We start from the raw sequence: 25767 nt of genomic DNA, 5'->3' as shown, positions 1-25767 counted from the left end.
CCCACCGCCCGGCATTCCGCCGACAGGCACGGGACCGCACGTCGCGGCGCCGCGTCAGGACGCCGCGCCCCCGAGCGCCTCGACGAGCAGCGCGACGAGAGCCTCGAGCTGGACGTCCGTCGACGACGCCTCGTCGTCGATGTCAGCACCGTCGAGCGCGCGCGCGGCAAGCCCCGACTTCGCGTCGATGAGCTCGGCGATCTTCGCGTCGATCGTCTGCGCCGCGACCACCCGCCACGCCGTGACCGGCTCGTCCTGACCGATGCGGTGGACACGGTCGATCGCCTGCGTCTGCTCCGCATCCGTCCACGGCAGCTCGGCGAGCACGAGGTTCGACGCCACCTGGAGGTTGAGGCCGACGCCCGCCGCCATGAGCGAGCACACGACGACCTGCACGTCGTCGTCCTCCGTGAACGCCTTGACCGCGTGCGCCCGGGCACGGGCGGTCTGGTCGCCACGGATCGAGACGTACCCGATGCCACGGTCGGCGAAGACCCGCTCGGCCTCATCCATGACGTCGACGTGCTTCGCGAAGAACACGACCTTGCCGACGTTGCGCGCGAGCTGCGCCGTGTAGTCGGCGGCGAGCCCTGCCTTCGCCTGCCCGAGCCGGCGCACCATCGTGAAGATGTTCTCGCCCTGAGCCTTCGACGTCGAGTCCTTGAGCTCGGCCGCCGCGACACGGCGCGCCAGAGCGAGGTCCACACCCTCGACCACGTCGCCCGACCGGTGCGCGAGCGCCGACCGGTAGTGCTCGACCATGCGCCGAGCGAGGGCCGCCTCCGACGCGCGGATCGAACGTCCCAGCGCCCCGTCGATCTCGACGGGAAGGTCCGCGACCCGCCGCGCCGGGAAGTCCGCGACAACCTCGACCTTGCGGCGCCTCACGATGCCCATGTCGACGACGGCGCGGCGCGCTGCCGCGTAGAACCCCGGCTCCCCCGGGCTGAGCCCCGTGTCCTCGAGCGCCGTCATGAGACCGCCGACCGGCAGCTTCTCGTCGATCCACCCGAGGAACTGCCAGATCGCGCGGAAGTCCTCGACCGAGTTGATGAGAGGTGTTCCCGTGAGCGCGACGAGCAGCGGCTTCGCCGTACGTTCCCGGATCCGCTTGGAGAGAGTAAGGACGTTGCGCGAACGCTGCGACGACCTGTTCTTGATGAAGTGCGCCTCGTCGACGACCATCCCGCGGAAGCCCAGATCACCGAGCCAGTCGACGTGCCGGTCGAGGATCTCGTAATTGACGATGATGACGTCGGCGAACGCATCGACCTGATCGCCGTCACCGCTGCCGTCGCCGTCGCCGTGGATGACCGTGACCCTCCGGTGCGGGACCCAGAGCCGCGCCTCGTGGGCCCAGTTCGTCTTGACGACATTCGGCGCGACCACGAGAAGCGGGAACGCGCCTCCGGCCTGCGCGGCGAGGAGCGCCTGCGCGGTCTTCCCGAGCCCCGGCTCGTCCGCGAGGAGGAACGTGCGGTGCCCGCGCGCCGCCGCGTGGACGACCTGCGCCTGGTGGTGCATGAGCTGGCGGCCGGGCGGGGCCGACGCGATCGACCCGTCCGGCAGCGGCATGCACGCGACCTCGCCCGTCCCCGCCACCTCAAAGGAACGGAAGAGCGGCTCGAGAAGCTCCCAGCCCGCGAGCCGTCGCGGACGCGCGGCCTGACGCTCGGCCGCCGCCTCGAAGTCCGGGGCGAGGAAGGGGTTCGCCATGCGGCGCGAGACGGCGGACCGCGGCACCACGCGGTGCGGGGCGGTCCGCTCGACGACAGGCTCGGGCTCGACCTCCTCGACGACGTCGTCGGGCACCTCGACGCCCGCAGCACGCAGCACCGTCGCCCGGTAGGTGCGTGCGGCGCCGGAGACCCTCGCGTCCTCACCGAGGAGCGTGAGAAGAGACGTGTCACGGGCCGCAATCTTCGCGAGCGACGTCGCGACTCCGTCAAGACGCTTGAGCTCGTGCGTGCGCTTCGCGGCCGTGAGCGACTCGTCGCCCTGGACGCGTGCCCGCTCCTCGCGCACGAGGAGCGCGACGACCTGGAACTTCGTGCGCACAGCAGGCCGCGTCGGAGACTTGCGAACCGCGGCGTCGATCTCGCGCGCGATCCCCGCGAGCACCCCGGCAAGACCCTCGTCCCGGGCACGCCGACGCTGCCCGCCGGAACCACCCGAGCCGCCCGAGCCTCCGCGGGAGTGTCCGGACCGGCCGGTGCCTGCTCGTGCCACAGCACTTCCTTCGTTCGTCACCACAATTACGCGCTCGACGTCGCCGCGCTCGACGCACAGCACCGCGCGGCGGCCGGTTGCCACCGCAGACCCGGCCGTCAGCACGGCACGGACCGGCGGCCCGGTGGCACGGCCCGGCGTGCGCGGCCGCTCACGCGTCCGGCCGGGGCGTCTCCCGCCACGGGTCCTCGCACCGCCAGGCACGACCTGCTCCGTCCGCAGGCCGCGGCGCGGTCATCGTCCGCAGCGCGCACGGACAAGCAGATCCTACGCCCCGCAGGCCACCACCGGGACCCCTCAGCCGTTCCGCCGCGCCGGTTCGACGCACAGCGTCACGCCGCCCGACGCACAGCGTCACGCCGGTTCGACGATCTCTCCGCCGAACCACTCCTCGATGAGCGCCCGCGCGATCGACGACCGCATCGGCAGCAGCACACGCCCCGCAGCGACGTCGGCCGCGAGGCCGTCCCGCGTGAACCAGCGGGCGTCCGTCACCTCGACGTCGTCCGTCGTCACCGTCGTCGTCTCCGCATGCCCGACGAAGCCGAGCATGAGCGACGCCGGGAACGGCCACGGCTGCGTCGCCCGGAACTCGACGCGTCCCACGACGACGCCCGTCTCCTCGAGCACCTCCCGCCGCACAGCCGCCTCGGCGGCCTCGCCCGCCTCGACGAACCCCGCGAGCGTCGAGAACCGACGCTCCGGCCAGTGCGCCGCATGCCCGAGCAGCAGCCGCTCGTCCGCGTCGACGACCGCCATGATGACCGCAGGGTCCGTCCGCGGGTAGTGATCGACCCCCTCGTCCTCGCAGCGCCGCGCCCAACCCGAGCTCACCGCGACCGTCGGCTCGCCGCACGACGGGCAGCGCGGCGCCCGCGCGTGCCACGCCGCGAGCGCGACCGCCGCCGTCGCAAGGCCCGCATCGTGCCCGTCGAGTAGGTGCCCGACGTCCCGCAACGCACCCCACCTCCGGCCCGCCGCAAGCTCCTCGCGGGGCGTCGGTGCCTCGACACCCTCGATGTCGACCGCAGGCCGCGTCGCCGGGAGGACGAGCGCCAGCACGTCCGAGCCACCGTCACGCGACGACCGCCCCAGGTCGCACACGAGCCCGCGCGCGGCCGCCGCCACGGCCTCCGACGCCGGGACGAGCGCAAGACGATGACCCTCCCCCGGCTCGAGCGCGAGCTCGCCACCACGCACGAGCAGCACGCGCGTCGTCGCTGCCGCGAGCAGACGCGCAAGGTTGTCAGGCGCGTCGCGCCGCGCCCCGGCACGATCGGTGCCCGTGCGGGACAGCGGCAGGGAGGACCAGTCGGTCGGCATCGTCACGACGTTCACGGTACGCGTCTCGCACGACGCAGGGCGTGCCCTCACCGCCTCGCGGGCCCTCGCGCCGTACCGTGGAGCGATGCAGCGCTCCGACCTCGCCCTCGCCGCCCTCGCGACCGCCGCCGTCCCCGGCCTGCGCGCCGTCGAGGTCGCCGCGGTCGTGTCCGACGGCGACGACGACGTCGCGCTCGTCGTCGACGACGAGCGGCGCCGCTGGATGGTCCGCTCGCCGCGCGACACCGTCGCCGGCGCGAGCCTCGAGGCCGAGATGGCGCTCCTGCGCTCGTTCGGCGCCTACGTCGACACGGGCCGGCTGCCGTTCGCCGTCCCCGCGCCCGCAGGCTTCGCCCAGCTCGACGAGGGCGGCCGCGCCGTCGTCTACCCCGAAATCCCGGGCCACCCCCTGCCCCTCGAGCAGCTCCGGCCCGGCCCCGGCCTCGCGCGGGCCGTCGGCCAGGCGATCGCCGCGCTCCACGAGCTTCCGAGCTCGCTCGTCGAGGACGCAGGCCTGCCCTCGTACACGGCCGACGACTACCGTCGCCGGCGCCTTGCCGAGCTCGACGAGGCCGCCGCGACCGGACGCGTGCCCGTGCGGCTCCTGCGCCGCTGGGAGGCCTCGCTCGAGGACGTCGCCGTATGGCGCTACCGGCCCGTCGTCACTCACGGTGACCTCGGTGCCGACCACGTGCTCGTCGCACAGCAGACCGTCAACGGGATCGTCGACTGGTCGTCCTGCCAGGTCGCAGACCCTGCCGACGACCGCGCATGGCTCCTCGTCGCTGCACCCGAGGACGCCGCCGAGTCCGTGCTCGAGGCCTACCGCCAGGCTCGCACGGAGCTGTCCGACACCCACCTCGTCGACCGCGCGCACCTCGTGAGCGAGCTTGCGCTCGTCCGCTGGCTCCTCCACGGCGTCCACCAGGGCGACGAGCAGATCCAGGCCGACGCGGTCGAGATGATGCTCGACCTCGACGAGGCCCTCCACCCCGCCGGAGAGTCGCCTGCGACCGGCAGCGTCCGCGTGAGCGCGGGCGTCGCCGCAGGCGTCACGCTCGCCGACGCAGTGCCGGTCGAGGCAACCGAGGTGGCCGACGGCACGGCGATCGTCAGCAGTAGGAGCACGGCGTCGGGAGTGAGCGCCTCGTCCGGGGTGAGCGCCTCGTCCGGGGTGAGCGCGGCGAGCGCGCTCAGCGCCGGGAGCGCCGTCACGGGCGCGGTCGAGACCGTCGGCGGTGCCACCACCCAGGCCTCGGCGCCGCTCGTTCCGACAGCCGCGACTGAGGCGATCGACATCGCGGACGCCCGTGCCGCCTGGGCCTCGTACGAGGACGTCGACCCCGACGACGTCATCGCGGTGCGCGGGTCCGACGGCTCCGACTGGGTCGTGTCGCCCGCATCAGCGGCTGACGACGAGCCGACGCCCGCGGCGGACGTGCTCAGCGCCGACGCACTGAACGACGACACGCTGAGCGACGACATGCTGAGCGACGACTCGCCGGACGATGACTCCGCGGAAGCGGTCGGCGACGGCCCGGACGGTCCGGGCCGCGGCTGACGCCGACGCGTCACCCCTCTCCGCGCAGGAGCGCCTCGAGCTCGGCCTCGTCGCGCAGCCGCCCGGGGCGGACGGTCGTGCCTGAGCCGACGTAGCAGAACGCCGCGTCGACCTTGTCGAGAGGTAGTCCCGTCCACCTCGCCCATGCGAGCCGGTAGACCGCGAGCTGGACCTCCCGCGCCGCCGCGGCGTCCGCGTCGCGGGGCTCACGTCCGGTCTTCCAGTCGACGACGACCACCCGGTCCGTGCCGGGATGCTCGGGGTCGGGGAACACCGCGTCGATGCGCGAGCGCGTCATGACACCCGCGAGCGGAGTCTCGACGTCGACCTCGATCGCGACCGGCACGAGGTCGGCCCACGGCGTCGCGAGGAACGTCGCCTTGAGCGCGTCGAGCTCGCCGTCCGGTGCCTCGTCGTCCGCGTCGTCGAGGTCGAGGACGTCGATGAGCGCGGGCGCCGCGAAGTGCTGCTCAACCCACGCGTGGAACGTCGTGCCCCGTCGCGCGTGCACGGAAGGCGCCGACGGCACCGGGCGGCGCAGCGCGAGCGCGTACTCGGCACGGTCCGTCGCCATGCGCACCATCGCGGACGCCGAGACGTGCGTCGGCACGTCGACCTCGGTGACGGGCCGGCTGCGGAGCTCGCGCTCCGCGAGGAGCATCGCGGCGGTCGCGGCGAGATCGGTGACGGGGGCAGTGTCCTGGCCTGCGCCGGGCCCGTCCGTGGTCGAAGTGCCTCCATCGTCCACGTGCAGCCGGGCGGACTCGTCGTCCGCGACCGGCCGGACGCCTTCGCGTGCCCGGCGCGCAGCGCGCGCCTCCTCGACCCTCAGCGCAGCCCGGGCGAGCGCCTCGGGCACGGCCTCGCTGCGCGGCCACACGGCCGTGTGCTCGGCGGCGAGCGTCGGGTTCTCCCCCTCGGGCGGTTCCGCCCAGCCCGTCGTCGTGAGAAGGCCGGCCTCGGCGAGCTCGACGAGGAAAGTGCTCGGCGGGTTCGGCCTCTGAGCCTCGCCGCGGAACCATGAGCCCGTGAGCAGCAGGTGCTCGCGCGCCCGGGTGTAGGCGACGTACGCGAGACGGCGTTCCTCGGCGACCTGGTGCTCGCCGGCGTCCTCCTTGAAGAGCTTGAGGCGTTCGACCATGTCGGCATGGTCCTCCGCGGACTCGTACGCGAGCCGCGGCAGGTCGGGAGCGTCGCCGCGCAGCGGGTACGGCAGCGTGCCGAGGCCGGTGAGCCACGCCGAGTCCGTCGGGGCCTGAGGCTCGCCGGCCTTGCCGAGGACCTGCGTCGCGGTCGACGGGAACTTGCCGTCGGTGAGCCCTGCGACCGCGACGACGTCCCACTCGAGGCCCTTGGCCGCGTGGACCGTGACGATCTGGACGGCGTCCGGGTCGGGGTCCGTGAGCGCGCCGTCGATCCGCTCGTTCGCGCTCGCCGTCGCGTCGAGCCACGTGAGGAACGCCCCGAGGGTCGGCAGGTCGGAGCCGTCGACGAAGGTGAGCGCGAGGTCCCGGAAGGCGTCGAGGTTCGCGCGGGCGCGGCCCGCGTGGCCGGGGCCGAGCAGCCCCGCCTCGATGTCGAGGCCCATGGTGCGCTCGCACTCGACGACGAGCTCCGGCACGGAGAGGTACGTCCGCGAGCGGAGCTGTTCGACGATGCCCGCGAGCCGGACGAGCCGCGCGTGACCTTCGGGCGTGAGGGCGCGACCGTCGTGGCTCGTCCACCCTGCCGGAGGCAGCTCGTCGAGGACGTCGACGATCGTCGTCTCGTCGCTCGCGTCGGACTCCGGGACGACCTCACCGGGTGTCGTCGGCTCGTCCGTCCCCGCACCCCCGTGCTCCTCGGTCTCGCTCGGCGACGGACGGCGCGCGAGCCGGTGGCGGTGAGCGAGGTCCCGCGCACGGTCGGCGAGCGCAAGGAGGTCGGCGACGCCGAGGTCGACCCACGGTCCGGTGAGCAGACGCATGAGCGAGTCTCCGCGCGAGGGATCGTGGATGACCTCGAGCAGCGCCCGGAGGTCGACGACCTCGGGAGCGTCGAGCAGGCCGCCGAGCCCCACGACCTCGACGGGCACGCCGAGCCTGCGCAGCGCGACCTCGAGCGGGCCGAACTGCTTGCGTGCGCGGCACAGCACGGCCGCGCTCCGCGGGCCGTCGGGGTGTGAGCGGGGGCGCCAGCGTGCGGCGATCTCCTCGGCCACCGCGGCCGCCTCGTCCTCCTCCGTCACGGTGAAGAGGCTCGTCACCGTGCCCGTCCCCGCGCCCGGACGCGTGCCGAGCGTGCGCACCTCGAGGCCGGTCCCCTCGTGCGCGCGGCGCAGGGGCGCAGCGATGGTGTTCGCGGCGTCGAGCACGGCGCGGTCGTTGCGCCACGACGTCGAGAGCGACAGGTGGTGGAGCCCCGTGCCGGCGCGGAAGATCTCGCCGAAGCGTGCGAGGCCGGACGCGCTCGCACCGCGCCAGCCGTAGATCGACTGGTGCGGGTCACCGACGGCCGTGACGGCGTGCCCGTCGCCGAAGAGCGCGCCGAGCATGCGCGCCTGCGCGTACGACGTGTCCTGGTACTCGTCGAGCAGCACGACCTTGTAGCGGGCCCGCTCCCCCGCGCCGACCTCGCCGAAGTCCTCAGCGAGGCGTGCGCCGAGCGCGACCTGGTCGGAGAAGTCGAGCGAGTCGGTCGCGGCCTTGCGACGGCGGTACTCGTCGACGAGGTCGAGCAGCTCGATGCGGTGCCCGAGCAGCATCGCGAGATCCCGGACGGGGGCACGGACGCCCTTGCGTCCCTTGGCGACCTCGGGGGCACCGAGCAGCGCGTCGATGATGCCCTGCATGCGGACGCGAGCCTCGTCAGTCGGCACGAGGTGCTCGGCGAGCGCCTGCGACATGCTGCGGACCGCGTCGACGACGGTGCTCGTCGCGGACGTGAGCGTGAGCTCTCCCGCCCAGCGTTCAACGATGTCGTGCGCGAGCTGCCACTGGCTCGCCTCACCGAGGAGCCGCGCCCCTGGCTCGATGCCGAGCCGCAGTCCGTGCTCCCGCACGAGCCCCGATGCGTAGGAGTTGTACGTCGCGACGACCGGGCGGGCGAGCGCACCGAGCAGCGCGGCCCCCGCGTCGTCGTCGGCTGCCGCAGCCCACGGCACGGCCTCACCGTCGGCACGGGAGGCCGCGGCGAGCGTCCGCAGGCGCCGCCGGATGCGCTCCGCGAGCTCGCCCGCGGCCTTGCGCGTGAACGTGAGGCCGAGGACCTCGTCGGGGGCGACGAGGCCGTTGGCGACGAGGTAGACGACGCGCGCGGACATCGTCTCGGTCTTGCCCGACCCGGCTCCCGCGACGACGAGCACGGGCTCGAGCGGCGCCTCGATGACGGCCGTCTGCTCGTCCGTCGGACGGAACTGGCCGAGCCGGTCGGCGATGTCCGCCGCGGAGAACCTCACCGTCGTGCTGGTGGTGCTCATGCGGTGGTCCCTCCCATGGTGCGTCCCTCCTCCTGGAGCGGGCAGGAGCGCCGCACCGGGCAGAAGTCGCACATCGAGTTGCGTGTCGCGGTGAAGGTCGCCGCGGCCATCGCCGTGGCGGCGCCCTCGACGAGCTCGCGAGCCCCCCCGGGATCCTCGGCGTCCGCGAGCGGGGGCTGCTCGCGCAGCGAGGGGCCTTTCAACGTCCCGCCGACGTGGACGAGCCGTGCCCCGCCGCTCACCGGGGCCTCCCCGACGCCGGGGACGTCGGCGAACGCCCCGGCCTCAAGAGCGACCTGGTACGCGCCGAGCTGCGGGTTGACCTCGGCGTCCTTGGCGTTGCCTGCCGCGCCGGTCTTGAGGTCCTCGACCACGACCGAGCCGTCGGGCTGCCGCACGAGGCGGTCGACGCTCCCGACGAGATCCGCCCGTCCGATCTCCGCGGCGAAGCGGGCCTCCGTCGCGAGGACCTCCCCGCTCGCGGCCATGTGCTGCGCGAGGCGGTCGATCATCGTGCGGGCCCTCGTCCGGGCGACCGTCTCAGGCCAGCCGGGCCGCAGCCCGAGCTCGGGCCAGCGCCGTTCGAGCTCGCCGACGAGCTCCGAGAAGCTGCCCGACGGGTACGTCTCCGCGATCGCGTGGACGAGCGTGCCGAGGCTCTGCTGCACGGCGTCCGCCGCACGCCCCCCGGAGGCCTCGAGCGCCCAGCGCAGCGCGCAGCGGTGCACCTGCTCGACCTTCGACGGCGAGACGCGCACGCGGTCGTCCGGGCCCCACGCGGGCGCGGTGCTCGAGACGTCGTGCGTGCCGTACCAGCCCGCGGGGTCGGCGACGCCCACGCCCATGTCGGCGAGGAGCGCGAGGACGTCGGCAGCCTCGGCCTGGGCGGCCTCGTGCGCGGCTCCTCCGGGGCTCGTGGCGACGCGCTCACCGCCGACCAGTCCGGCCGTGCTCCCGGTCTGGAGGAGCAGCCGCGCCCGGAGGACGAGGCCCCGCAGGTCGAGCGCGACGGGCGCCTCACGGCGACGCGGGTCGGGCGCGTCCTCGTCGACGTCCGGACCGGGTGGTTCGACGAGGTCGAGGAGGACGGACGGCAACTGCTCGGTGTCGCTCACCGCGGTGACGAGCAGGTGCTCGCGCGCCCGCGAGACGGCGACGAGGAACGCGCGGACCTCGTCGGAGAGCACCGCCCGACGTGCACGGGCGAGCCGCTCCGGGTCGCCGTCGGCGACGTCCTGACCCGCGACCGCGTCGACGAGAGCCTGCGCCCCGAGCAGCGTGTCCCGCAGCCGGAGGTCAGGCCACACCCCTTCCTGGACGCCCGCGACGACGACGGCGCGCCACTCCCGGCCGGCCGCGCCTGCGGGCGTGAGGACGCTCACCGCGTCCGTCACTCCGCCACGCTGCGCGAGCGAGTCCGCGGGCAGCTCCTGCGAGCGCACGTGGTCGACGAACATCCCCGGGGTGCGGCGCGCATTGCGCTCGACGAACCACTCCGCTGCCTTGAAGAGGGCGAGCACGGCGTCGAGGTCACGGTCCGCCCGGGCGCCCGCGGCGCCCCCGCCGAGCGCCGCGTCCCGCCACAGCGGTGCAAGCCCGGTTGCGTCCCACACGGCCCAGAGGACGGTCTGCGCATCGGCGCCTGAGAGCGCGGCGGCCTCCCGGCCACGTGCGAGGACACGCGCGACCCGGGCGGGAGCGCGTCGGACGGCCGACGGCAACACCTCCGCCCTCACCGGGTCCGCGAGCACCTCGACGAGAAGCGCGTCCGACGTCCTCGTGCCGCCGCTCGAGAGTTCGTCGGCGCGCAGCGCGCGCCGGAGCCGGCGCAGCCCGACGACGTCGAGCCCACCGATCGGCGAGAGGAGGAGCGCGACCGCCCGGTCGGCATCGAGCTCCGCGCCCGAGGCGACCTCGACCGCGTCGAGCAGCGGACGCACCGCGGGCTCGTCCCGCAGCGGCCCCTCAGACCCGAGCACCGTCACCGGCACGGACGCCGCGGTGAGCGCGCGCCGCAGCGCGGCCACCTGCCCTCCCGAGCGTGCGAGGACGACCATCTCCGACCACGGCAACCCCTCGTGCAGGTGCCACGAGCGCAGCGCGTGCGCGACGTACGCGTGCTCCTGAGCGGCACCGTCGAGGATCGCGGTACGGACCGTGCCGGGCGTCGCGGTGTCAGCGGCCTCGGCCTTGCGGTGCGCCACCGTGCCCACCGCCCCGACGAGCGAGGCGACGCGCGTCGTCACCTCGCGCAGCGCCAGCCCGTGCCGGTGCACCGTGCCGAGGACGACGTGCTCGGCGCCGAACGCTGCCGTGCCGGACGCGCGCGGTGCAGCGGCCTGCGCGACGAGCCCCGGCACAGCCCCGCGGAACCCCTGGACCGCGAGGTCGGGGTCGCCGAGCAGCACGAGCCGCGCCCCGTCGTCGAGCAGCAGGTCGCACAGCCGCGCGAGGGCCTGCGTCGCCTCCTGGTAGTCGTCGACGACGACGAGGTCCCAGCGCGGCCTCGCCGCCCCCGGCACCTCGTCGTCCCACGCGAGCAGGGCCTCGACGGCCTCATGGACGACCGACGCCGGGTCGACGCGCTCACCGAGGTCCGGGGTGAGGGTCCGCAGCGCCATGACGTCGCGGTACTCCTCCATGAGCCGAGCGGCGAGCCGCCACGCGGGCCGCTCGCGCGCGACGCCGAGCTCGTCGAGCGCGACCGGGTCGAGCCCGCGCTCCGCAGCCCGCATGACGACGTCACGCAGCTCGTCCCGGAACCCGCGCGTGCGCAGGGCCTCCGGCGGCACCCCGGGCGGCAGGACGAGGTCCGTCCCCTCGCCGTCGAGGTGCCCCTCGAGGAGCTCGGCGAGCACGAGGTCCTGCTCGGGGCCCGAGATGAGCGTCGGCGCCGGCAGCTCGAGCGCCGCCGCGCGGCGGCGCAGGATCGCGTGCGCGACCGACGGCGCCGTCCGCACGAGGGGCGCCCCGACCGTCCGGCCCGTGAGCGCCGCGAGCCGGTCACGGATCAGCCCCGCGCCACGCCGTGACGCCGCGACGACGAGCACGCGCGCCGGATCGAGCGGCGCACGGCCGTCGTCCGGTGCGAGGTGGTCGGCAGCGATCCGCAGCGCCGTCGTCGTGCGGCCCGTGCCCGGGGCTCCCGTGACGAGCAGCGCGCGCGCCGTGCGCGCACGCGTGACCGCCGTGTCCTGCGCCGCGTCCGGTACAAGGACGAGCGGCGCGTCCGCCGGGGCGAGCCGCGCCCTCACGCCTCCACCCCGCAGTCCACCGGTCCGTTGCTCATGCCTCGCATCTCATCACGAGCCACCGACATTCCCCGGGCCGACGCGAACCGCGTGCCGCACCTGCCCTGTGCGCGCTGGGCGAACACGCCCACGACGCCCCGCACGAGGTGGGATGCTGGCACCGAGAACCGGTCCGTCCGAACCCAAGGAGGTCGACGTGGAGATCACGATCGGCGTGCAGAACCTCACCCGCGAGATCGTCGTCGAGACCGACGCGAGCGCCGAGGAGGTCGCCGCGGCCGTCGCCAAGGCCCTCGACGGCGGCACCGTCCTCGACCTCACCGACCACCGCGGCCGTCGTGTCCTCGTGCCGACCGCGACGATCGGCTACGTCGAGATCGGCGCCGAGGAGCAGCGACGCGTCGGCTTCGGCACCATCTGACACACGCGTCCGCGCAGCACGACGCCCTCCCCGCCACGGCGAGGAGGGCGTCGTCGTACCCGCGGACGCCTGTCAGGCCGCGAGCCCGACGCGCGACATGCGCCGCGCATGCTCGGCGGTCAGCTGACCGAAGAGCCACGCGGACGGCGCTGCCGGCACCTCGTCGTCGGTCCCCTCGAACCGCAGCGCGACCGCGCGCGCGAGAAGCCGCTGGAGCGACGCGTTGTCCGTGAGCAGGACCTGGACGACGCTCAGCGCCTCACCGACGACCCGACGGCCCCACAGCGCGAGCCGCGACGCGAGCTGCTCGTCGTCGTTCGTCGCCTCGTCGACGAGCGTGATCGCCGACTCCGACGTCAACTCCCCGTCAATGACATCGACGACGATGTCCCGCGACGCGGGGTCGAGCGCGCCGGCGACGATCCGGCAGAAGTCGTACGCGACCCCATGGCCGACATACCCCTTGACGAGCTCCTCCCACCAGCCGCTCGCACGCGTCCGGGCGTTGAACTCGTCGAACGCGCCCTCGAACGCGACGTACAACGCAAGCGCCGCCTCGGACGTCCCGAGGACCTCCCCCGCCCGGTCGAGCACCCGCTCCTGCCGGGCGAGCGACGCCCCCGCAAGGCGGGCGAGCTGCAGCCGACGCTCAGGGTCCGTCGTCTCCGCGGCCGCGCCCGCGAACCGCAGGAACGCCACCGTCTCCATCTGGGCGACGAGCGCGAGCACGTCGCCCGCGTCGTGCGCGGCGTCGGACGAGGTCGCAGGCGTGAGGTCAGGGGTCTCGGACGAGGTCGGCATCCCCCCATCGTAGGACTCACGCCCCGCGCGGGCGGCCGCGTCCCGCCGGTCCTTGACCGCGTCAGATATCCTGGCCCGGTACATCGGATGCCCGGTCGTCTCGACACCTTGTGAATCATGACGACTCCCGGCCGCACCGCCCGCCCCGGCGGAGGCGTGCGACCGGAAGAACTGCGCGATCGGCTTCCGGCCACATCCGGCGCGGACGCGCCGGCCGCCGAGAGCGTCTCGCCGCGGGCACGGGCCCAGCCCGCCTCCGCGCCGCGCGGACCCCACGCTGGCGAGCGCCGTCCGCACCTCGCACACAGAACGAGGCACCGTGCCCACCGAGTCCACCACCGAGCCCGCGGCCGTCGCCGCGAGCGTCCAGTCCTCCGCCGACGTCACCTTCGGTGACTTCGGCGTCCGTCCGGAGATCGTCGAGGCCCTCGCCGACGCCGGCATCACCCACCCCTTCCCCATCCAGGCGATGACGCTGCCCGTCGCCATGCAGGGCCACGACATCATCGGCCAGGCCAAGACCGGTACGGGCAAGACGCTCGGCTTCGGCGTCCCGCTGCTCCACCGCGTCATCGCCCCTGGCGAGGAGGGCTACGACACGCTCCCGTTTGCAGGCAAGCCGCAGGCGCTCGTCGTCCTGCCGACGCGTGAGCTCGCCGTCCAGGTCGCGAACGACCTCGCGACCGCGTCGCGCAAGCGCTCCGTCCGCATCGTCCAGGTCTACGGCGGTCGCGCGTACGAGCCGCAGATCGAGGCCCTCAACAACGGCGTCGACGTCGTCGTCGGCACGCCCGGACGCATGATCGACCTCCTCAAGCAGGGTCACCTCGTGCTCTCGCACGTCAAGTGCGTCGTCCTCGACGAGGCCGACGAGATGCTCGACCTCGGCTTCCTGCCCGACGTCGAGACGCTCCTCTCGCGCACCCCGGCGAACCGCCACACCATGCTCTTTTCGGCGACCATGCCCGGCGCCGTCGTCGCGATGGCCCGCCGCTACATGTCGCACCCGACGCACATCCGCGCCGCGGACCCGGACGACGAGGGCCTCACGAAGAAGGACATCAAGCAGGTCGTCTACCGCGCGCACGCGCTCGACAAGGTCGAGGTCCTCGCGCGCATCCTCCAGTCGGAGGGCCGCGGCCGCACGATCGTCTTCGCGCGCACCAAGCGCACCGCCGCCAAGGTGGCCGACGAGCTCGTCGACCGCGGCTTCGCGGCCGGCTCGCTCCACGGCGACCTCGGCCAGGGCGCGCGCGAGCAGGCGCTGCGCGCCTTCCGCAACAACAAGGTCGACGTGCTCGTCGCGACCGACGTCGCGGCGCGCGGCATCGACGTCGACGACGTCACGCACGTGGTCAACTACCAGTGTCCCGAGGACGAGAAGACCTACCTCCACCGCACGGGCCGCACGGGCCGCGCGGGCAACAAGGGCACCGCGGTGACGTTCGTCGACTGGGACGACGTGCCCCGCTGGTCGCTCATCGACAAGGCCCTCGGCCTCGGCGTGCCCGAGCCCGTCGAGACCTACTCGTCGAGCCCGCACCTCTACACCGACCTCAACATCCCCGAGGGCACCAAGGGCCGCCTGCCGAAGTCAAAGCAGGTGCTCGAGGGCCTCGCGGGCGAGGTGCTCGAGGACCTCGGCGAGACCGGCAAGCGCGGCGGCAAGCCTGCCGGCGCGGGTCGTGACGGCGGTCGCGGCGAGCGTCGTGACGGCGGTCGTGGGCGTGGCGCCGGTCGCGGCGAGCGTCGTGACGGCGAGCGGCGCGACGGCGGCCGTGGCCGCGGCGAGGGCCGTGCGGAGCGCGCTGACGGCGCAGCTGCCAACCGCGCCTCTGACGCGAACCGTGCCCCGCGTGAGGACGGCGAGAAGGTCGAGGGCGGTCAGCGTCGCCGGTCGCGCGGCGGTCGTCGCCGGACCCGCGGCGGCTCGCCCGTCGAAGGTCAGGCACCCGCGACCGAGGCCTGAGGCTCGGCAGCATCGATGACGGAAGGCCCCGTCACGCTCGTCCCGACGAGCGTGACGGGGCCTTCCCGCGTCGACCGGCTTCCCGACGGAGAGACGGAGCCTTCGCGCAGTGGTGCACCACCCTCGTGGCTCGATAGCCGATCGATGCACCATCCACGTACCGATCCACTATCGACCGGGGGCGGCCTCTCCCCGATAGCCGATTCGTGCGCCACGCGTGCACGGATCGGCTATCGAGCCACCTCACGGCCGACGTCGTCGCCAGCCCAGCCTCCGATGCGCTCTCGATAGCGGATCCGTACGCGGGAAGCGCACGGATGGGCTATCGAGCCACCTCACGGCCGACGTCGTCGCCAGCCCAGCCTCCGAAGCACGCTCGGTAGCAGATCCGTACACGGGAAGCGCACGGATGGGCTATCGAGCCGCCTCACCAGCAGCAGGCCGCGCTACGCCGTCTGGATGAACGCCGTCACCGCGTCCGCGACGAGCTGCACCGCGATCGCCGCGAGCAGCAGGCCTGCGATCCGCGTGACGAGGAGCGTCCCCGACTCGCCGAGGATCCGCAGGATGACACCCGCGAACCGCATCGCGACCCACATCGACAGGACGACGCCCGCGAACCCCAGCACGACGGCGAGCCAGTCCGCGGACGTCCCGTCGACCCGCTGCACGAAGAGCATCGCGGCGACGATCGCACCCGGCCCGGCGAGCAGCGGCGTCCCGAGCGGCACCATCGCAATGTTGACGTTGCCGTTGGGCGCCGCGGGGTCCTCCATCTTGCCCGTGAGGAGGTCGAGCGCGATGAGCAGCAGCAGGAGACCACCCGACGCCTGCAGCGCGGGCAGCGAGATGTGCATGTAGTCGAGCAGGCTCTGCCCGAAGAGCGCGAACGCGACGATGACGCCCGCGGCGACGAGCACGGCCTGACGCGCGGCGCGGTGCCGTTCCTTGGCTGTCATGGCACCCGTGAGGCCGAGGAAGATCGGCACGATCCCGGGCGGGTCCATGATGACGAAGAGCGTGATGAAGACCTCGGTGAGGAGGCGCAGGTTGACGATGTCGCTCACGCGCGGACCATTCTTGTCGTGCCACGGCGCTCGATCTCGGCGAGCGCCTCGCTGGAGGTGAGGTTCTCCCCAAGGCGGTTGGGCTTGCCGTCACCGTGGAAGTCGCTCGAGCCCGTCGTCAGCAGTCCGAGGCGCTGCGCGAGCCGGTCGAGGCGCGCGCGCTGCGCGTCGTCGTTGTCCCGGTGGGCGACCTCCAAGCCTGCCAGTCCGGCGGCCGCGAGCTCCTCGATGACGGCATCCGAGACGATCCGTCCCCGCATGTGGGCACCGGGGTGCGCCATGACGGCGACTCCTCCCGCGGCGACGATCGCGCGCACCGCGTCGGGAGCGTCGGGCACCGCGTGCCGCACGTAGTACGGGGAGCCGGTGTGGAGCAGGTCGGCGAACGCGACGTCCCGCGACGCGCACACACCTGCGGCGACGAGCGCGTCAGCGATGTGGGGTCGGCCGATCGTCGTACCGGGCTGCGTCTGGGCGACGACGTCGTCCCAGGACACCGGGAAGTCGGCCCCGAGCCGATCGACCATGGCCCGCGCCCGCCCGTCGCGCGACGTCCGCACGGCGTCGAACAGGGCGAGCAGCCCCACGTCCTGCGGGTCGTGGAGGTAACTCAGAAGGTGCACCGAGATGCCCTCGGCACGCGCGGAGACCTCCGTGCCGAGGACGAGGTCGATGCCATGCTCACGCGCCGCTGCCGCGGCCTCGTCCCAGCCGCCCACCGTGTCGTGATCCGTGAGCGCCACGACGTCGAGCCGTGACACGCCGTCCGCGAGCGCCGACGCGGAGCCCCGCCCCGCCGCTGCGGCGACGAGCGCCGCGGGCGCGTCCGTCCCGTCCGAGACGTGCGAGTGGGTGTGGAGGTCGATGAGCACACCCCACTCTAGGCTCAGCGCTCCGGGACCTAGGGAGACGACGGTCACCCACGCTCGCGCGCGGAGGGTGGGACGATGGAGGTATGAGCACCGACGCCCTCACCCCCGGCAACCAGGACCTGACGCCCGACGCGACGGGCACCGACACCCCCGACCAGTCGCTCGCGGCTCGCGGCGAGCAGCGCTCGCAGCGCCCCGACTCCTCGGCGTTCCGCGACTTCGTCATGTCCGGCTGGGGCCCGCGCACCGGAACCGCGCCCGAGCGCGCCGAGGTCGCCGACTACGCGCAGGCCCGTCGCGACGCGCTCTCCGCGCAGTTCCCGGGCGCGCGCCTCGTCGTGCCGGCCGGGCCGCTCAAGGTCCGCTCGAACGACACCGACTACCGCTTCCGCCCCCACAGCGCGTTCGCGCACCTCACGGGGCTCGGCACGGACCAGGAGCCCGACGCCGTGCTCGTGCTGCACCCGCGCGCCGACAGCGGTCACGACGCGGTCCTCTACTTCCGTCCGGCCTCGGGCCGCGACACGGACGAGTTCTTCTCGAGCTCGCGGTACGGCGAGTTCTGGGTCGGGCCGCGCCCGACGCTCGAGGACCTCGCCGTCGTCCTCGGCGTCGAGACGCAGCACCTCGACGCGCTCGAAGACGCGATCTCGAAGGACGTCGGTGCGGGCACGGAGCTGCTCGTCGTCGCGGAGGCAGACGAGCACGTCACGGCGCTCGTCGAGGCCGTGCGCGCCGCGGCCGGGGTCGAGGAGGCCGACGACGCTCGTCTTGCCGAGGCGGCCTCGGAGCTGCGTCTCGTCAAGGACGCGTGGGAGATCGCGCAGATGCGCGCAGCCGTCGCCGCGTCGGTCACGGGCTTCGAGGAGATCGTGCGCGCCCTGCCGCGCGCCGTCGCGCACGAGCGCGGCGAGCGCGTCGTCGAGGCCGTGTTCGACGGCAACGCCCGCATCGAGGGCAACGCGGTCGGCTACGACACGATCGCGGCGGCGGGCGACCACGCGACGACCCTCCACTGGATCCGCAACGACGGCAAGGTCCGCGAGGGCGAGCTCATCCTCGTCGACGCGGGCGTCGAGGTCGACTCCCTCTACACGGCCGACGTCACGCGCACCCTGCCCGTCTCGGGGACGTTCACGGACGTGCAGCGCAAGGTGTACGAGGCTGTGCGCGAGGCGGCGGACGCCGCGTTCGAGGCCGCCGTGCCGGGCAACATCTTCTCCGACGTGCACGCCGCCGCGATGGAGGTCATCGCCCGCAAGGTCGCCGAGTGGGGCCTGCTGCCCGAGGGTGTCACCGCCGAGGTCGCGCTGTCGCCCGAGGGCCAGCACCACCGCCGCTGGATGGTCCACGGCACGAGCCACCACCTCGGCATCGACGTCCACGACTGCGCGCAGGCGCGTCGTGACATGTACGTCGGCGGGACGATCACGCCGGGCATGATCTTCACGATCGAGCCGGGCCTGTACTTCAAGGCGGACGACATGCTCGTGCCCGCCGAGTACCGGGGCATCGGCGTGCGCATCGAGGACGACGTGCTCGTCACGGCCGACGGCAACGAGAACCTCACGGCGGCGCTCCCGCGCACGGCCGACGAGGTCGAGGCATGGATGGCGAGCCTGCGCTGACCCCGCGAGAACCGAGGGCCCCTGCACCGTGCAACGGTGCAGGGGCCCTCGCCGGTCTGCCTCCCGACTCGGAGGTCCCCAGCACCGTTCGATGGTGCTGGGGACCTCCGAGTCAGCGGCGGTGAGGCGTCACTCGGTGGGTGGTGCTGGCGGGCGGTACGGGTCGGGCGCAGGTTCCGACGACGAGGAGGGGCTCGACGGCGACCCGGGGTCCGACGACGACGCGGGGTCCGACGACGACGCAGGGTCCGACGACGAGGCGTCCGGCTCCGATGCGACCGCCTCCGGCCTCGGTGTGCCGTCGGGCTGGAGGTCCTCGTGGCGCACGCCGTAGCGCGGGCGGCCGTCGGGGGTCACGTACTGCGACGAGATCGACGACGGACGCGGCTGGCCCGTCGGCGCGACCGGCGCCGCAGGGCCGTCGGGCACCACCGCCACGTCAGCGCCGCGCGGCGGCACCGCCGGCGCCGGGAAGCCGTGGACGACGTCCGGCCCCGCCGGAACCGTCGGGCCGCCTGCGGTCGAGCGGATACCCGCCGCGGCGAGCATCTCGCGCGCACGCGACGCGTGCTCGGTGCGGCACAGCACCGTGTAGCGCGTCGCGACGATCTGGCTCTGCGACGTGAAGTCACGCTTGCCGCGCGTCAGTGCGTAGGAGATGAGCGAGAACATCGTCGTGAACGCGGCGCCCATGAGCACCGCCGCGAGGATTGGGAACCCCGAGCCGTCGCTCGAGAACATCGAGAGCAGCAGACCGATGAAGAGTCCGAACCACGCGCCCGACATGAGCCCGCCCGCCGCGACGCGGCCGTACGTGAGGCGGCCCGTCACGCGCTCGACCATGCGCAGGTCGTCGCCGACGATCGTCAGCGACTGGACGGGGAACGCCTCGTCGGACAGGTGGTCGACGGCCTTCTGCGCCTCGAGGTACGTGCGGAAGGACGCGACGGCCGTCCCCTCGGGCAGCGTCGGCACCGCGGGAACCGGTCCACGCCCGGCGGCAGGAAGCATCGGGTTGCTCATACGACGATCATGCCGCACCGCGGGCGCGGACGGTCGCCCGCGAGCCGAGCTGCGCGCATAGGCTGTGCCCGTGAGCGCTGTCGGAACCCGAGTCTTCGTCGCCCGGCTCGCCGAGACCGCTGTTTTCGACCCGCTCGGGGACCGCGTCGGGCGGGTGCGGGACGTCGTCGTGCTCATGCGCCCCAAGGGGGCGCCGCGCGCCGTGGGGCTCGTCGTCGAGGTCCCCGGCCGACGCCGCGTCTTCCTGCCGATGACCCGCATCACGAGCATCGACGCGGGCCAGGTCATCTCGACAGGTCTCGTCAACATGCGGCGCTTCGAGCAGCGGCGCATGGAGTCCCTCGTCGTCGGCGAACTCTTCGACCGTGTCGTCGCGTTCGCGGATGGCTCGGGGTCCGCCCGGATCGAGGACGTCTCGATCGAGAAGCAGCGCAACGGCGACTGGATGGTCGACCGGCTCTTCGTGCGGCGCACGCAACCGACACGCAGCACGCTCGGCATCCGTCGGCGCGGACAGGGCGAGGTCGTCAACGTCACCGACCTGCTCTCCCTCGCGTCGATCGAGCAGAACCAGGGCGCGGCCCTCCTCCTCGCGGCGTACGAGGACCTCAAGCCCGCCGACCTTGCCGAGGCGCTCCACGACCTCTCGCAGGAGCGGCGCATCGAGGTGGCGCGCGCGCTCGACGACGAGCGTCTCGCCGACGTCATCGAGGAGCTGCCCGAGGACACGCAGGTCGAGATCATGTCGGCGCTCGAGCCGGGCCGGGCAGCCGACGTCCTCGAGGCGATGCAGCCCGACGACGCGGCGGACCTCCTCCACGAGATGCCGGATGCGCGCGCGTCCCAGCTCCTTGGGCTCATGGAGCCTGAGGACGCGAAGGACGTCCAGCGTCTTCTCGCGTACGACGACTACACGGCCGGCGGTCTCATGACGACCGAGCCCGTCGTCCTCGCCCCGGAGACGTCGATCGCGGCGGCGATGGCGCACATCCGTCGGGCGGACCTGCCGCCTGCACTCGCGTCGATGGTGTTCGTCGTGCGGCCCCCGCTCGAGACGCCGACGGGACGTTTCCTCGGCGTCGTGCACTTCCAGCGGATGCTGCGCGAGCCTCCGCACCAGTCTCTCGGCGACGTCCTCGACGCGGTCGACCACGTGGGCCCGTCGGCGCCGCTCGCGCAGGTGACGCGCCTGCTCGCGACGTACAACCTTCTCGCGCTGCCGGTGCTCGACCCGGACCGTCGCCTGCTCGGCGCGGTGTCGGTCGACGACGTGCTCGACCACATGCTCCCTGAGGACTGGCGTGAGGACGACCACGTGCCCGACGCCCCCGTGGGTGGTGAGCGACGTGGCTGAGCGGCTCGACCAGCCCAAGGGCAAGCGGACGTCGCTGCGCGAGCGGTTCCTGCCGCGCCGCAACGACGACTCGTTCGGGCGGGCCTCGGAGGGCATCGCGCGGTTCATGGGGACGCCGCGGTTCCTCGTCTACATGACGATCTTCTGCGTCGTGTGGCTCGCGTGGAACACGTGGGGGCCGGAGCACCTGCGGTTCGACTCGGTCGCGATCGGTTTCACGCTGCTGACGCTCATGCTCTCGCTGCAGGCGTCGTACTCGGCGCCGCTCATCCTCCTCGCGCAGAACAGGCAGGACGACCGGGACCGTGTCTCGGCGGAGCAGGACCGGCAGCGTGCGGAGCGGAATCTTGCGGACACGGAGTTCCTCGCCCGGGAGATGGCGGCGCTGCGCATCGCGCTCGGCGAGGTCGCGACGCGCGACTTCGTGCGCTCGGAACTGAGGAACCTGCTCGAGGAGATTGAGGCGGGGCGCGAGGCTGCGGGGCGTGACGCGTCCGAGCCAGACGAGCCGGCGCACTGATCCGCACGTCCGGTTGGTGACACATCCCACGGTCCTGGTCGTCTCCCGGCCGGGGCGACCTAGGATGGTCCCATGACTCAGCCGACCCTCGTCGAGGCCGTGCGCGCAGCGCTCGCCACCGTCATCGATCCCGAGATCCGCCGTCCCATCACCGAGCTCGGCATGGTGCGGGAGGTCGAGGTGGTGGGTGCCGGCGAGGTGACGGTCGCGATCGACCTCACGACGGCGGGCTGCCCGCTCAAGGCGAAGATCGTCGAGGACGTCACGGCGGCCGCGTCGGCGGTCGAGGGTGTCGCGTCGGTGTCCGTCGAGATGGGCGTCATGAGTCCCGAGCAGCGGGTGCGGCTCAAGAAGCAGCTGCGCGGTGGCGACGGCGAGCCCGTCATCCCGTTCTCGCAGCCGGGCTCGCTCACGAAGGTGTACGCGATCGCGTCGGGCAAGGGCGGCGTCGGCAAGTCGTCGCTCACCGCGAACCTCGCGGTCGCGATGGCAGCCGACGGTCTGCGCGTCGGCGTCGTCGACGCCGACATCTACGGCTTCTCGATCCCGGGCATGCTCGGCGCGCGCGAGATGCCGACGAAGGTCGACGACATGCTCCTCCCGCCGATCGCGCACGACGTCAAGGTCGTCTCGATCGGCATGTTCGTGCCGCCGGGCCAGCCGGTCGTGTGGCGCGGGCCGATGCTCCACCGGGCGCTGCAGCAGTTCCTCGGCGACGTCTTCTGGGGCGACCTCGACGTCCTGCTGCTCGACCTTCCGCCCGGCACGGGTGACATCGCGATCTCGGTCGCGCAGCTGCTTCCGGGCTCGGAGATCGTCGTCGTGACGACGCCGCAGTCGGCGGCCGCGGAGGTCGCGGAGCGCGCGGGCTCGATCGCGCGCCAGACGAACCAGGGCGTCGTGGGCGTCGTCGAGAACATGTCGTGGCTCGAGCAGCCTGACGGCTCGCGCCTCGAGATCTTCGGCTCGGGCGGCGGCGAGCGCGTCTCGGCGTCGCTCTCGGAGTCGCTCGGTGTCAGCGTGCCGCTCCTGGGGCAGGTCCCGCTCGACGTCGCGCTGCGCGAGGCAGGCGACGGCGGCACGCCCGTCGTCCTCACGGACCCGACCTCGCCTGCGGCCCAGGCGCTCCGCGCGGTCGCCCGCACCCTCGCGACGCGAGGCCGCGGACTCGCGGGCAAGAAGCTCCCCCTCACGGTGAGCTGACGCTCCCCGTCCCGCGAGATAGCGCTCCCGCGTCGAGATAGCACGCAACGCGCGCTATCTCGACCCAGGAGCGCTATCTCGCGATCAGAGGGGTGGTGCGAGGGGTCAGTAGCCCGCTGCGCGGTCGACGCCGCCCGTGAGGGGCGTGCCCGCGTGCCACGCGCGGACGTTGTGCTCGATGCGGCGGGCCATCATCGCCTCGACCATCTCCGGGGTGTCGGCGGTGTGCGGCGTGACGAGCACGTCGTCCCGGCCCCACAGCGCGTGCCCGTCGGGCAGCGGCTCGGGGTCGGTGACGTCAAGACCCGCACCTGCGATCTCGCCCGCGTCGAGCGCCGCGACGAGCGCGGCGGTGTCGATGAGGCCCCCGCGCGCGACGTTGACGACGACGGCCGACGACGGCAGCGCCGCGAGCACCTCCGCGGAGACCCAGCCACGCGTCGCGTCCGTGAGCGCGATCGCGCCGACGAGTACGTCGATCTCGCCGAGGTGCTCCCGGAACCCGTCGAGGTCGGTCGTGACGTCCGCGCCCTCGAGCGGCGACGTCGAGCGGCGCGCGACGATCGTCCGGACACCGAACGGCGCGAGAAGTCGCAGCAGCTCGGTCGTGATGCCGCCGCCGCCGAGGATCCCGACGGTGAGGCCGTAGAGGCTGATGCCCGCGGGCGTGCCCCACGACGTCGCACGCGCCCGGCGCGGGACGTGCCGAAGCGCGGCGAGCGTGAGGAGCAGCGCGTGCTCCGCGACGGGCTCCGCGAACGCGCCCTTGGCGGACGTGAACTCGACGTCGCGCTCGAAGACGCCCGCGGCGACGTACGCCTCGACGCCCGCGGACGGCAGCTGGACCCACCGCAGGTTCGGGGCGGCAGCGAGCACGGGGACGAGCTCGGTCGCAGGTCCGCCGTGCCAGACGAGGACCTCGGTGTCGGGACCGAGCTCGGTGAGCTCTCCGCCGCCGCGGACGACGGCGTCGCGCCAGGCGGGGATGTCGCCCGTCACGGTGACGCGGGGTGCGTGGGTGGTGCTGGTCATGCGAACCTCCGGTGCGGCTGCGGTGCAGCGATCAGGGACCGGCGTGGACGACCGGCCCGGGCGCGTGGTCCCACGCCGCGCGGGCTCGCGCCGGGGCTATGGATACGATCCCATCGTCTCAGGTCCGCGGCGCGGCCGCGGCCCCCGTCCAGCGCGCAGCATGCCTCGGCGCCCGCCCCGCTCAGGCGCCGGCCGCGCCCAGGCGCCCGCCACGCTCAGGCGTCCGCCCCGCTCAGGCGTCGGGGCCCGACGTCTCCGTCGCCGTCGGGAGCGCGAGCGTCACCGACGTCCCCGTCCCTTCGACGGACCTCACGACGACGGTCCCGCCGTGCCGCCGCAGGACGGTCGCGACGAGTGCGAGCCCGAGGCCCGAGCCCGGGACGTCGCGCGCGTTGGCGGCGCGCGCGAGCTCGTCGCACACGTGCGGCAGCTCGGTGGCCGGGATCCCACGCCCGGCGTCGGCGACCTCGATCTGGGCGCGGCCGTCGTGCTCGCGCAGCCGCACCTCGATCGCGCCGTCGGTCGAGAACTTCGCGGCGTTGGCGAGGACGTTGTCGACCGCGACGGCGAGAAGGTCCCGGTCGACGGCGACGTCGGGCACTGGCCACGGCACGGTCGTCACGGTGAGGCTGAGGCGTGCGGCGAGCCCCGGGTCGGTCGCGGCGAGCGCGTCGACGGCCTCGCGCACGAGCCCGGGCAGGTCGACGCTCTCGAGCTCGAGGGGTCGTGTCTCGAGTTCGGCGAGCTTGCGCAGGTCACGGACGAGCGTCGCGAGGCGGCGCGACTGGGCGTCGATGCTCGCCCAGGCGTCGGGCGTCGGTGCGCCCGCAGCCCCTGACGCCGCGACGGCGCGGATCGCGGTGACGGGGTTCTTGAGCTCGTGGTCGAGCCGCGCGAGAAAGCGCCGGTGCTGGTCACGCTGCTCGTCGCGACCCGCGGTGCGGGCGGCGTCGTGCGCGGCGGCGAGTTCGCGCGCGTGCGCGTCGTCGCGCGCACGGTCACGTGCCCGACGGTGGCTGCTCGCGCGCACCGTGAGTGCGACGACGACGGCGACCAGGCCGACCGTGAGCGCGCACGCAGCGAGGGCCCAGGGCAGGGCGACGGTGAGGCGCACGACGCGCGTGTCGCCGCGCAGCGTGAGGCCGACGACGGCGGCCGCGAGCAGCGCGACGGCCGCGAGCGCCCACGCGACGGTGACGGCACGAGGCCGGGCGGGTCCGTCGACCGAGACAGCAGGACGCGGGTCGGCGGGATGCGGGTCGGCGGGACGCGGGGCGGTGGGCCACGGACCGGCACCGTCCGACGGACCACCCGAAGGCCCGTCGTGCGGGGACGCCGTCGCCCCGCTCATGCCGACCCCACGGGCGCGACGAACCGGTACCCGACGGACGGCACGGTCTCGAGGAACCGCGGCGCGGACGCGTCGTCGTGCAGTTCGCGGCGGAGCTCGGCGACGCGGTGGTCGACGGCGCGGCTCGGCGTCGCGAAGTCGAGGCCCCAGAGCGTCGCGAGCAGCCGCTCGCGCGTGTGGACCTCCCCGGGCCTGAGCATGAGGTGCTCGAGCAGGGTGAGCGCTTTGGGTGTGAGGACGACCTCGCGGCCGGCGAGGTGGACGCGTCGCGCGGTGCGGTCGAGCACGAGGTCGCGCGCCGTGAGCGTGCGCGCACCCGCAAGCCCGGGCGTCGCCGCCGAGCGGCGCAGGACCGCGCGGATGCGGGCGACGAGCTCGTGCGGGTCGAAGGGCTTGTTGAGGTAGTCGTCGGCACCTTCGTCGAGCGCCGCAGACCGCTCGGAGGACTCCCCGACCTGCGTGAGCAGGATGATCGGCAGCGTGAGCCGGCGCGCGCGCACGCGCCGGACGAGCTCGCGGCCGTCGAGCCGCGGCATCATGACGTCGGCGACCATGAGGTCGGGAACAGCGTGCGCGACCGCGTCGAGAGCCGCCTGGCCGTCGGCCGCGACGCGCACCGCGAAGCCGGAGCGCTCGAGGTAGGGGCCGAGCGCGTCGGTGATCGCGGCGTCGTCGTCGACGAGGAGGATGCAGGGGCGGTCCATG

The 25767-nt window shown here is 73.8% G+C and carries 18 protein-coding genes; 7 read left to right on the top strand and 11 right to left on the bottom strand.

What is annotated here, in order from left to right:
• Window positions 1-54 precede the first annotated feature (54 nt).
• Both C1729_RS13070 and nudC read right to left on the bottom strand, forming a co-directional pair.
• Entirely contained in the window at window positions 55-2229 is a 2175-nt protein-coding gene (locus tag C1729_RS13070) for a DEAD/DEAH box helicase (RefSeq protein WP_102510319.1), read from the bottom strand.
• A 354-nt stretch (window positions 2230-2583) separates the two neighbouring features.
• Window positions 2584-3552, bottom strand: a complete 969-nt coding sequence (gene nudC / locus C1729_RS13065; RefSeq protein ID WP_102510698.1) for an NAD(+) diphosphatase — start codon at window positions 3550-3552, stop codon at window positions 2584-2586.
• Window positions 3553-3637: 85 nt separating this feature from the next.
• Between nudC and C1729_RS14805 the strand changes: the two genes are divergently transcribed.
• Window positions 3638-5113, top strand: coding sequence for a phosphotransferase (locus C1729_RS14805; RefSeq protein ID WP_207204621.1), 1476 nt, complete (start codon window positions 3638-3640; stop codon window positions 5111-5113).
• Between the two features lie 10 nt (window positions 5114-5123).
• Here C1729_RS14805 and C1729_RS13055 read toward each other — a convergent pair whose 3' ends face one another.
• Window positions 5124-8570 (bottom strand): ATP-dependent helicase, encoded by a 3447-nt coding sequence (locus tag C1729_RS13055; RefSeq protein WP_102510318.1) that lies wholly within the window; start codon window positions 8568-8570, stop codon window positions 5124-5126.
• Window positions 8567-11824, bottom strand: a complete 3258-nt coding sequence (locus tag C1729_RS13050) for an ATP-dependent helicase (protein WP_102510317.1) — start codon at window positions 11822-11824, stop codon at window positions 8567-8569. Before C1729_RS13050 ends, C1729_RS13055 begins: the two co-directional genes overlap by 4 nt.
• Window positions 11825-12017: 193 nt before the next feature.
• On the opposite strand from C1729_RS13050, the gene C1729_RS13045 reads away from it, so the two are divergent.
• Entirely contained in the window at window positions 12018-12242 is a 225-nt protein-coding gene (locus C1729_RS13045; RefSeq protein ID WP_102510697.1) for a DUF3107 domain-containing protein, read from the top strand.
• Between the two features lie 72 nt (window positions 12243-12314).
• Here the strand turns inward: C1729_RS13045 and C1729_RS13040 are convergent, their stop codons facing one another.
• Window positions 12315-13043 (bottom strand): ferritin-like fold-containing protein, encoded by a 729-nt coding sequence (locus C1729_RS13040; protein ID WP_102510316.1) that lies wholly within the window; start codon window positions 13041-13043, stop codon window positions 12315-12317.
• 319 nt (window positions 13044-13362) lie between these two features.
• Here C1729_RS13040 and C1729_RS13035 point away from each other — a divergent pair, with 319 nt between their 5' ends.
• Window positions 13363-15012 carry a DEAD/DEAH box helicase gene (locus tag C1729_RS13035; protein ID WP_242493840.1) on the top strand — a complete coding sequence of 550 codons (1650 nt, stop codon included), beginning with the start codon at window positions 13363-13365 and terminating at the stop codon, window positions 15010-15012.
• A 446-nt stretch (window positions 15013-15458) separates the two neighbouring features.
• On the opposite strand, the gene C1729_RS13030 is transcribed toward C1729_RS13035, so the two are convergent.
• Entirely contained in the window at window positions 15459-16079 is a 621-nt protein-coding gene (locus C1729_RS13030) for a MarC family protein (RefSeq protein WP_102510314.1), read from the bottom strand.
• On the bottom strand, window positions 16076-16951 hold the full coding sequence (locus C1729_RS13025; RefSeq protein WP_102510313.1) for a PHP domain-containing protein: 876 nt from the start codon (window positions 16949-16951) through the stop codon (window positions 16076-16078). The genes C1729_RS13030 and C1729_RS13025 overlap by 4 nt, the downstream gene beginning before the upstream one ends.
• An 83-nt stretch (window positions 16952-17034) precedes the next feature.
• Here C1729_RS13025 and C1729_RS13020 point away from each other — a divergent pair, with 83 nt between their 5' ends.
• Window positions 17035-18579 (top strand): aminopeptidase P family protein, encoded by a 1545-nt coding sequence (locus C1729_RS13020; RefSeq protein ID WP_102510312.1) that lies wholly within the window; start codon window positions 17035-17037, stop codon window positions 18577-18579.
• A 129-nt stretch (window positions 18580-18708) separates the two neighbouring features.
• On the opposite strand, the gene C1729_RS14800 is transcribed toward C1729_RS13020, so the two are convergent.
• Window positions 18709-19602 carry a YflT domain-containing protein gene (locus C1729_RS14800; RefSeq protein WP_242493839.1) on the bottom strand — a complete coding sequence of 298 codons (894 nt, stop codon included), beginning with the start codon at window positions 19600-19602 and terminating at the stop codon, window positions 18709-18711.
• A 70-nt stretch (window positions 19603-19672) separates the two neighbouring features.
• Here C1729_RS14800 and C1729_RS13005 point away from each other — a divergent pair, with 70 nt between their 5' ends.
• The 3 genes from C1729_RS13005 (at window position 19673) to C1729_RS12995 (ending at window position 22679) form a co-directional block, all read left to right on the top strand.
• A complete protein-coding gene (locus tag C1729_RS13005; RefSeq protein ID WP_102510696.1) occupies window positions 19673-20956 on the top strand; it encodes a magnesium transporter MgtE N-terminal domain-containing protein in 1284 nt (427 codons plus the stop codon).
• Window positions 20949-21476: a DUF1003 domain-containing protein gene (locus C1729_RS13000; protein WP_102510695.1), complete on the top strand. Its 528-nt coding sequence runs from the start codon at window positions 20949-20951 to the stop codon at window positions 21474-21476. Before C1729_RS13005 ends, C1729_RS13000 begins: the two co-directional genes overlap by 8 nt.
• A gap of 72 nt (window positions 21477-21548) precedes the next feature.
• Window positions 21549-22679: an Mrp/NBP35 family ATP-binding protein gene (locus C1729_RS12995; protein ID WP_102510311.1), complete on the top strand. Its 1131-nt coding sequence runs from the start codon at window positions 21549-21551 to the stop codon at window positions 22677-22679.
• A 105-nt stretch (window positions 22680-22784) separates the two neighbouring features.
• On the opposite strand, the gene C1729_RS12990 is transcribed toward C1729_RS12995, so the two are convergent.
• From C1729_RS12990 to C1729_RS12980, 3 genes are all read right to left on the bottom strand, one after another.
• The gene (locus tag C1729_RS12990; RefSeq protein WP_102510310.1) at window positions 22785-23711 is read right to left on the bottom strand and encodes an NAD(P)-dependent oxidoreductase; all 927 of its coding nucleotides are present in this window, start codon (window positions 23709-23711) and stop codon (window positions 22785-22787) included.
• A gap of 232 nt (window positions 23712-23943) precedes the next feature.
• On the bottom strand, window positions 23944-25062 hold the full coding sequence (locus C1729_RS12985; protein WP_102510309.1) for a sensor histidine kinase: 1119 nt from the start codon (window positions 25060-25062) through the stop codon (window positions 23944-23946).
• On the bottom strand, window positions 25059-25766 hold the full coding sequence (locus C1729_RS12980) for a response regulator transcription factor (RefSeq protein ID WP_102510308.1): 708 nt from the start codon (window positions 25764-25766) through the stop codon (window positions 25059-25061). The genes C1729_RS12985 and C1729_RS12980 overlap by 4 nt, the downstream gene beginning before the upstream one ends.
• Between the last annotated feature and the right edge of the window lies 1 nt (window position 25767).

This window comes from Sanguibacter massiliensis (genome assembly GCF_900240335.1).
Classification (GTDB): Bacteria; Actinomycetota; Actinomycetes; order Actinomycetales; family Cellulomonadaceae; genus Flavimobilis; species Flavimobilis massiliensis.
Note: the sequence above shows the minus strand (reverse complement) of the source record. Positions and strands in the feature narration are given on the sequence as shown.

Bases quoted from the DNA above. Each gene is read 5' to 3' on its own strand.
- nudC (WP_102510698.1), bottom strand. From the start codon at position 3,552: ATGCCGACCGACTGGTCCTCCCTGCCGCTGTCCCGCACGGGCACCGAT.
- C1729_RS14805 (WP_207204621.1), top strand. From the start codon at position 3,638: ATGCAGCGCTCCGACCTCGCCCTCGCCGCCCTCGCGACCGCCGCCGTC.
- C1729_RS13055 (WP_102510318.1), bottom strand. From the start codon at position 8,570: ATGAGCACCACCAGCACGACGGTGAGGTTCTCCGCGGCGGACATCGCC.
- C1729_RS13040 (WP_102510316.1), bottom strand. From the start codon at position 13,043: ATGCCGACCTCGTCCGAGACCCCTGACCTCACGCCTGCGACCTCGTCC.
- C1729_RS13020 (WP_102510312.1), top strand. From the start codon at position 17,035: ATGAGCACCGACGCCCTCACCCCCGGCAACCAGGACCTGACGCCCGAC.
- C1729_RS14800 (WP_242493839.1), bottom strand. From the start codon at position 19,602: ATGAGCAACCCGATGCTTCCTGCCGCCGGGCGTGGACCGGTTCCCGCG.
- C1729_RS12995 (WP_102510311.1), top strand. From the start codon at position 21,549: ATGACTCAGCCGACCCTCGTCGAGGCCGTGCGCGCAGCGCTCGCCACC.
- C1729_RS12990 (WP_102510310.1), bottom strand. From the start codon at position 23,711: ATGACCAGCACCACCCACGCACCCCGCGTCACCGTGACGGGCGACATC.
- C1729_RS12985 (WP_102510309.1), bottom strand. From the start codon at position 25,062: ATGAGCGGGGCGACGGCGTCCCCGCACGACGGGCCTTCGGGTGGTCCG.
- C1729_RS12980 (WP_102510308.1), bottom strand. From the start codon at position 25,766: ATGGACCGCCCCTGCATCCTCCTCGTCGACGACGACGCCGCGATCACC.